Here is a 9,163-nt window from a genome sequence, read left to right on the forward strand (position 1 = left end):
TTTTAAACCCCACCTACTACTGTGCTTGCAAACGTAATTCTGCGGTTGAACGGCTGATATGGCCGAGCAGATTTTTTACGTCACTGGTTTTTGGTTTAATCAGTCTGAATCGCTTCAACTGGGCGCTGTAGTCGGTTAGTAACATAAGCGCATGTTCACTACCGGTTTCCTCGTAATGTTGGTTAATTAAGCCTCGAAGATGCTCAGATAGAATGCCTTTTTCTTCAATTTCCATAATATCAACTAAGTCAGGATTAACGCGGTTATCCAGATCATTAAGTTCATCAAAGATGTAAGCAAAGCCGCCTGTCATACCGGCACCAAAGTTAACCCCAACACTGCCAAGTACCGCGACTATACCGCCGGTCATGTACTCACAACCGTTGTCACCGATACCTTCAACAACGGCAATGGCTCCTGAGTTACGCACACCGAAGCGTTCTCCAGCTCGGCCTGCGGCAAATACTTTTCCACCTGTGGCTCCGTATAAACAGGTGTTGCCCATAATGGTACTCACGTGCGGGTCAAAGGTAATGTTGTTGGGTGGGTATATCACTAATTTTCCGCCGGTCATCCCTTTGCCCACGTAATCATTTGCATCACCACATAAAGTCATATCTAAACCTCCTACATTCCAGACACCAAAGCTTTGCCCTGCGGTACCCGTAAAATGCACTTGTATAGGATGGTCTTGCATGCCTTGGTTACCGTGCCGTTTGGCTATGGCCCCTGACACTGATGCGCCAACTGAACGATCGGTGTTACGGATCGGGAAGTTAAGTTGAATTCCTGATTTAGACTCAATCGCGGTTTTTGCTTGCGCAAGGAGCTGTTGATTCAAGTGCCCTTTGTCTAGAGGCTCATTGGTGATTTGTGAACAAAACAGTCGGGTGTGCGAACCCGCTTGTGGTTTTGCCAAAATAGGCGATAAGTCGAGTTTGTTTTGACGCGCAGTGAGTCCGTCAATCACACTCAATAATTCGGTGCGTCCGACCAAATCATCGAATTTAGTTACCCCCATGGATGCCATTATTTCACGCACTTCTTGGGCAATGAACCTGAAATAATTCATCACCATTTCAGGTAACCCTATGAAATAATTCTCACGTAGTTTCTCATCTTGAGTGGCCACTCCGGTAGCGCAGTTATTGAGGTGGCAGATACGTAAGTACTTACATCCTAACGCGACCATAGGGCCGGTACCGAAGCCAAAACTCTCAGCCCCTAAAATGCCTGCTTTAACCACGTCAAGCCCTGTTTTTAGACCGCCATCAGTTTGTACTCGCACTTTATGGCGCAGACCATTTTCCACCAGTGCCTGCTGAGTTTCAGCTAAGCCCAATTCAAACGGGCTACCCGCGTATTTTACCGAGGTTAACGGACTTGCGCCCGTACCACCGTCATATCCAGAAATGGTGATCAAATCCGCATAGGCTTTTGCTACTCCGGTAGCGATTGTGCCTACACCCGGTTCAGAAACCAATTTGACCGATATCAAAGCCTCTGGATTTACTTGTTTCAAATCAAAAATAAGCTGCGCTAGATCCTCAATCGAATAGATATCGTGATGAGGCGGAGGAGAAATAAGCGTCACTCCGGGCACAGAAAAACGTAATTCAGCAATATAGTTGTTGACCTTATCGCCGGGAAGTTGACCCCCTTCGCCGGGCTTGGCGCCTTGAGCAACTTTGATCTGGATGACACTGGCATTCATTAAGTAATGCGCCGTTACACCGAATCGCCCAGAAGCAACTTGCTTAATCTTCGAGTTTTTCTCAGTGTTGAACCGAGCTGGATCTTCGCCACCTTCGCCAGAGTTAGATTGCCCGCCTAAACGGTTCATCGCAATTGCCAGTGCTTCGTGAGCCTCTGGGCTCAATGCGCCGATTGACATAGCGGCGGTATCGAATCTAGGAAACAGATTTTCTGCGGGCTCTACTTGATCCAATTCAATCGGGTCGCAGGATGGATTTAATGCCAATAAATCTCTAAAGTGAGCCGGCGAACGTCCATTAACTAATTCTGCAAATTTTTGGTAGTCAGTGTACTGGCCTGATTTAACCGCAACCTGCAATGTCGTGACCACATCAGGGTTGTAGGCATGGTACTCACCACCGTGAACAAATTTGAGTAAGCCGCCATGAGAGATAGATTTGCGTTTTAGCCAAGCGATTCGATTGAGGTTGATTTGGTCTTGTTCGAAATCGTCGAAACCTGCACCTTCAATCCGACTTGGAATGCCTTTAAAACACAGTTGGATCACTTCCTTGCTAATACCGATAGCTTCAAACAATTTTGAGCTTCGATAGCTTGCGACAGTGCTGATCCCCATCTTTGACATGATTTTGAACAAGCCTTTATTAATCCCCTTACGGTAATTTAATGTGGCTTGCATTGCGGTTTGATCAATCTGGCCTTTTTCAGCCATTTGCTCAATGGTTTCATATGCCATAAATGGATAGATAGCCGTTGCGCCTAATCCAATGAGCACCGCAAAGTGATGAGGATCACGCGCCGATGCGGTTTCAACTACAATGTTAGAATCACATCTTAGGGCTTTTTCAATCAATCGGCGCTGCACTGCACCGACCGCCATTGCCGCTGGTATAGGCAGTTTATTTGGCTTGATATTGCGGTCTGATAAAATCACAAAAGCAGCATGTTTTTGTCTAACCAGATATTCAGCTTCGTTACAGATCCGTTCAATCGCCTTTTTGAGGCCTTCTTCGGGTAAATAATTCAGATCGATGCTCTCTGAATAATAATATTCTGAATCGAATTCTCTAAGTTGCTTGAGATCCGTGTACATCAAAATTGGCGAGTTAATCAGTACTCGGTTGGCATAGCCAGAGGTTTCGCTAAAGACGTTTTGCTCACGACCGATACAGGTCGCCAGTGACATCACGTGATTCTCACGCAATGAATCAATGGGGGGATTCGTCACCTGCGCAAATTGCTGGCGGAAATAATCGTATACCGTTCGCTGTTTAGACGACATGACAGCCATAGGGGTATCATCGCCCATTGAACCAACAGCCTCTTGACCATCATTGGCCAATACTTTGATGATCTGTTGAATTTCTTCGTAACTATAATTAAACAACTTGTGATAGGTGGCCATCATGTCATCGTTAAATGCTCGTACGCCAATTAAGCTGGCATCGCATTTTTCAATCGGCAGCAGCTTTTTGATATGCTGGTCAATCCATTCTTTATATGGGTGACGCTCTTTTAATTCTTGGTCAATTTCATTGGAACGCCATATTTTGCCGTTATAGGTGTCCACGGCTAACATTTCACCTGGTCCGACACGGCCTTTTTCTATGACGTCTTCAGGTTTGTAATCCCAAATGCCGATCTCAGAAGCAAGCGTAATCAATCCGTCTTTGGTGAGCACATAACGAGCAGGGCGCAATCCATTACGATCTAAGTTGCAGGCCACATGACGACCGTTGGTAAGTACAATGCCAGCGGGGCCATCCCAGGGCTCCATATGCATTGAATTAAATTCGTAGAACGCCCGTAAGTCGTCATCCATAGTGCTATTGTTTTGATAGGCTGGTGGCACAAGCAGGCGCATAGCACGGAAAAGATCCATGCCTCCGGCTAAAAATAGCTCTAGCATGTTATCCAAAGATGAAGAGTCTGAGCCTTCGGTGTTGACAAAAGGTGCGGCATCTTGCAAATCAGGTAGCAAAGGTGTGGTAAATTTTCCAGAACGCGCTTGCGCCCAATCACGGTTGCCGCGAATTGTATTGATTTCACCATTATGTGCAAGAAAACGAAACGGCTGTGCTAAAGGCCACTTGGGTAACGTATTGGTCGAGAATCGCTGGTGGAACACACAAATCGCTGAACCGAGTCGCTCATCTGCGAGATCCAAATAAAAATTGGGTAGGTCTTTGGGCATTACCAGCCCTTTGTACACAGTCACAAGCGCCGACAAACAGGCGACATAAAACTCGCTATCATCGTGCAAACGCTTTTCAACGCGACGGCGAGCCATGAACAATCGACGCTCTAAGTCACGTTTTCTCCAACCAGGAGGCGCATTAACAAAGACTTGTTCGATTTGTGGAACACCCTCTGCGGCTAAGTCACCGAGTACTGAATGATCAACCGGTACTTTGCGCCAACCCACAACGGCTAACGTTTCTTTGGTGAGTTCCTCATTGATAGCTTGGCGTGCTATTTCAGCCTTTTCCTCATTCTGATTAAGGAAAATCATGCCCACGCCGTACTTCTTACCTAGCTTCCATCCATTTTCACCTGCTATTGCATGAAAAAAGGCATCCGGTTTTTGCAATAACAATCCGCAACCGTCACCAGTAACACCATCGGCAGCTATACCGCCACGATGCTGCATACGATCGAGAGCTTCAATCGCAGTGCTGACAAGTCTATGACTGGCTTCACCTTGTGTATGGGCTATAAGTCCAAAGCCACAGTTGTCTTTAGAATCATTTGGATTATACAAACTCATTAACGTAACTCCTTCAACCTTAGGCCGGGTAAGGTTGTGTATGCCAACTAAAGGTTGGTTTTTGTGCTGCAATGAGCCTGATTTCTGTGATCAGTTTGCCCTATGCTAATTATTTTTTGTTTTTCTAGTCGTTAGTGTGAGGATACCAGCCGATTATCGAATTTTTATGTGTTTTTAGCTAAGCGGCCTGACAAAATACCCATATTATCGAGAGAAATCAATTAGCACATGCATCTGAGTTGAAAAATTTGTGGTGGATTATTTTCAATGCTGATGTTTAAGTTTAAAAAACAATAGGTTAGGTTTTGTTGTGTGTTGATTTGGTTATAAGTAAGTTCAAAAGGAATGTTGCTGTGATATATCCTGTAGCCGCTTTTTCGCTCAGTTAAAGTGGAATGTTTGGTCAAGTTTATGAAATCTTAAGTGCATAATTATTTGAATAAACTGCATAGCATTTAATTTTCATACTCGTTTAATTAGCTGTCATGCGCTTGCAAAAGACAATTAATTTCCTCACCACCATGTGTGTGGTCAAAAAATGAACTAACCTTCAAATGATCAACAACACCAAAATAAAGGATTAACTATGAGCTGGTTTAATACACTCTTTTCAGGCGGTGCGTCTGAAATCGTGGAGCGGGTCGGGGATGTAATAGATGAATTTCATCTCTCCGGTGAAGAAAAACAAAAATTCAAATTGCAACTTCGTCAGGTCGTTGCGGCCCGAGAGTCTGAAGTTGAGCAAACAATTCGCAAAAACTTAGAAGCTAAAGAACGCATTTTAGTCGCCGAACTTGCTCAAGGGGACTCTTATACTAAAAGGGCAAGGCCAACAGTAGTGTATTTTGGGCTGGTCATGATTGGGCTCAACTATTTTGTAGTACCACTGATAAGCATGATTTCTGGAAATGATCCCGATCCCTTCCCTCTGCCGACCGAATTCTGGGCTGCATGGGGCGGGATTGTTGCAACTTGGGCTGTCGGTCGAAGTTTTGAGAAAGCCAGTGCGGGTAATAGCGTGACAAGTAAAATCACTGGAACTAAACGGATATCATTGCTCGAAGATGACAGTGCGGCAGGGTAGGGAAGTCTCAATGACAACAAAAACAATTATAAAAGAACACCGATTATCCGGTGGCGGTGTAAAATACAAAGCGTCGCCTAACCATGGTGGCATTTTTGCCGCAGGAGTGGCCGATACCATTGTGCTTCATTATACAGGCGGGAGTAGTTTTGATTCGTCTGTTGAGCATCTGTGTAGCGAAAAAACCAAGGCATCCGCTCATTTGGTGATAGGTAGAGAAGGCCAAGTCACTCAACTTGTACCCTTTGATACCATTGCTTGGCATGCTGGTGCGAGCCAATGGAAAGGACGCTCAGGAATGAATCAGTATTCTATTGGTATTGAATTGGACAATGCCGGTGAGTTGACTAAGAATCAAGCTGGAATGTATTCCTCATGGTTTAACCGCACCTATGCACCTGAAGAAGTGTTTCGGGGGACTCATCGAAATCGAACTCACCCCAGTTTCTGGCATATTTACACTGAGCAACAAATAGAAAAAACGTTCGCAATTTGTGATTTGCTGTGTGATACCTACGGTATTTCTGAAATTGTCGGTCATGAGGAAATCTCTCCTAAACATAAAGTTGACCCAGGTCCCGCTTTTCCATTGGATAAGCTGCGTCAGTGCGTTGAAGCCGATAGAGCGGATAACAGTGCCGACAATATCTTTGAATTAGGTGCCGATCGCGTGGTAACTGCAACAAAACTCAATGTTAGAAGTGGACCAAGTATAAATTTCGAAGCGGTCAGTGCGCCTCTATTAACCGGGCGAAAAGTCAAAGTGATTGAGCGCCATGAAGAGTGGTCGAAAATTGAGTTTACGCAAACGGGTTGGGTAAATAGTCGCTTTCTGAGATAAGCGTGTGTTTGGCTGAATTCAAAGTGCCAATGACAATGTCAGACTGCAAGCCTTTGCCAATTTAACTTAGGTATTTAACTAATAACCGGCACATTTTAGTTTTAATCAGTAGATTGGATTCACTAACACTGTGTTTTCTTGGTAGCATTGCGACACTTGTTCTAAAAGGAAGCACCACATGCAGTCAAAAGCACCCATTGAGTCTTGGGCAATTGGCATCGCGCAATTTGTTAAACGATTCGGCACGCTCAAAGTCAGCATTTTGTTTGTTATGTTGACGTTGGCATTCACGTTAGTTGGTTCCTATGTCATTCGCATGATTTTGAATGGCGAAGTAGAAATAGAAGATTTTGCGACAGCCATTATGCTCACTATGTTGAGCGCACCTTGGGTGCTGTTTATCTTTATCGAACTGGTCAAGCAACAAGAGCAATCCAGAGCAAGTCTCACTGAAGTGGTTCAACAACTCGAATGTATGCGTGCAGACGACGTTAGATTGAATCAAGAATTGCAGAGCAATATTCAACAACTTAATCATGAAATAGAGCAACGAAAAGAAGCTGAACTCAAGCGCGAGCAGTTACTCAAGGATCTTGAGCGAGAAATCAGTGATAAATCTGAACAAGAAATTCAGGCCAAACGTTTATCCACATTATTACGCTCTATCATCGACGCCTCTCCCGATCTCATATATTACCGTAACGAAGAAGGGCAATTTGCCGGTTGCAATCGTGTTGCAGAGCAAATGACGGGTAAAAGCGAGGAAGAGCTCATTGGTTTGACGCCTCATCAAGTATATGACGAGGATCTTGCCAGACAAGTGGTAGCAAGTGATCACGAAGTACTTGAGACGAACGCTAGTATTACTGAGGAGCTGTGGTTACGCTTCGCGGATGGTCGACGTCGATATTTCGAAATGCGAAAAGTACCTTTTTACGACAAAGAAGGCACACGGCTGGGACTACTTGCGTTTGGACGTGATATTACGGAGCGTAAGCAAGCCGAAAATGCAGTAACCAAAGCAAATAAAGACAAAACTGCGTTTATTGCCACTATCAGCCATGAGTTACGAACTCCTTTAAATGGAATCGTGGGCTTGAGTCGCATGTTGCGTGACACCAAGTTGACTGACGAACAATTTGCGTGGGTGAGCACTATCTATGCTAGTGCCATTACCTTAGGCAATATTTTCAACGATATCGTCGATCTAGATAAGCTTGATCGTGACCGCCTAGAACTGTCTTTAAAGACGGTGTCACTTACTGAATTTACCAATGAGTTGGCGAGTATTATTCAGCTGTTAGCGGCTGACAAAGGGCTGCGCTTTGAAACGCAAATCATCGGACCCATCCCAGCTCAAGTTGAAGCTGATGGAACACGCCTGCGACAAGTGTTGTGGAACTTATTGTTCAATGCGATTAAGTTTACCCAAAAAGGGCAAGTTAGCTTGACGGTTCAAGCGACCAGCGATGATTCAGAATATAGCAAAGTCAAATTTACTATCAAAGACACTGGCGTCGGCATTCCCAAAGATGAAATCGATAAAGTTTTCGCCATGTACTACCAAGTTAACCATCCCGACCATCAATCCGCAACAGGGACAGGCATCGGTCTCGCTATCTGTAAGGAAATGGTGAACTTGATGAAGGGAGAAATAAAAGTGAATAGTGTGGTGGGAGAAGGCACCTGCTTTACGGTTGAGCTCCCATTAAAAATTAATGATAAACCGCTGCAATTAGAAGAGTTGCATGTCCACGGATTAAATATATTGCTGGTTGAAGACATCGAACTAAATGTGATGGTTGCCAAGGCTCTACTCGAAAAACTTGGGCAACATGTTGAAGTAGCGATGACCGGCCAAGAAGCATTAAATATGGCGCGAGAAACACAGTACGACCTCATTTTATTAGATATCCAACTACCTGATATGACGGGATTTAATGTCGCCAGTGTGCTTCATGAAGAGGGGTTGGTGGAGCAAACCACTATAGTTGCGTTGACAGCAAATGTGATTAAAACTCGCCAAGAATATTTAAATAATGGTATGGACGATGTTATTGCCAAGCCAATTAAGAAAAGTCGTGTGATTGAGGTATTTAACCAGCTGTTTGGGGAACAACAGCATATGCCACAGTTTTCTGTAGAAGAGGACAAATCAAGTGAGTTAGCCGAAGTACTAGATGTTGAACTTTTACAAATGCTTGTGGATACGATTGGTCATGAAATGGTGCGCACTAGTGTGGGCGTGTTCCAAGAAAATATGCCCGATTACATGGATATTCTTAAGATCAATTTAAGTGCTAATGAAAAAGATGAAGTATGCTCTCAAGCTCACAAAATCAAGGGTGCTGCGGGATCCGTTGGGCTAGCTAGGGTTCAAAAAATAGCAAATCGTATTCAACAAGGTGACCATCCTACTTGGTGGGAAAACGTACATGACTGGGTCGAAGAGCTAGAAATGGCCGAAAGCCAAGATTTGGCAAAGCTAACAGATTGGCTTAGCTTACAGAATATCGACGACTGAATTATTGCGTATTTTTAGAAATTTAACATGGACAGGCACTCCAACTAGTCTCCGTTTAAGACCGTAAATTCTTTAATCGAGACAGTCACTCTTAAGTTTACTTGGACAGCCACCGCTGTATGAGATGAAAAGGCAACCCGTAGATGCAATAACATGGACAGGCATCATTGTAAGAGATGAAAATGCAATCCGTTGGTGAGTGAACTACCAATTGGATAGTTGTTTTTCGAT

The 9,163-nt window shown here is 44.3% G+C and carries 4 protein-coding genes; 3 read left to right on the forward strand and 1 reads right to left on the reverse strand.

From position 1 onward, the window contains the following. Positions 1 to 16 precede the first annotated feature (16 nt). Positions 17 to 4,483: a glutamate synthase large subunit gene (gltB, locus tag ABD036_RS17360; RefSeq protein WP_343862216.1), complete on the reverse strand. Its 4,467-nt coding sequence runs from the start codon at positions 4,481 to 4,483 to the stop codon at positions 17 to 19. 586 nt (positions 4,484 to 5,069) lie between these two features. Between gltB and ABD036_RS17365 the strand changes: the two genes are divergently transcribed. The 3 genes from ABD036_RS17365 (at position 5,070) to arcB (ending at position 8,932) form a co-directional block, all read left to right on the forward strand. Beyond that, the gene (locus ABD036_RS17365) at positions 5,070 to 5,567 is read left to right on the forward strand and encodes a 3TM-type holin (RefSeq protein WP_343862218.1); all 498 of its coding nucleotides are present in this window, start codon (positions 5,070 to 5,072) and stop codon (positions 5,565 to 5,567) included. A gap of 10 nt (positions 5,568 to 5,577) precedes the next feature. Further along, positions 5,578 to 6,408 (forward strand): N-acetylmuramoyl-L-alanine amidase, encoded by an 831-nt coding sequence (locus ABD036_RS17370; protein ID WP_343862220.1) that lies wholly within the window; start codon positions 5,578 to 5,580, stop codon positions 6,406 to 6,408. A gap of 178 nt (positions 6,409 to 6,586) precedes the next feature. Continuing rightward, on the forward strand, positions 6,587 to 8,932 hold the full coding sequence (arcB, locus tag ABD036_RS17375; RefSeq protein WP_343862222.1) for an aerobic respiration two-component sensor histidine kinase ArcB: 2,346 nt from the start codon (positions 6,587 to 6,589) through the stop codon (positions 8,930 to 8,932). The last annotated feature ends 231 nt before the right edge of the window (positions 8,933 to 9,163 follow it).

The sequence above is a fragment of the Aliiglaciecola litoralis genome, from assembly GCF_039523355.1.
Lineage (GTDB): Bacteria > Pseudomonadota > Gammaproteobacteria > Enterobacterales > Alteromonadaceae > Aliiglaciecola > Aliiglaciecola litoralis.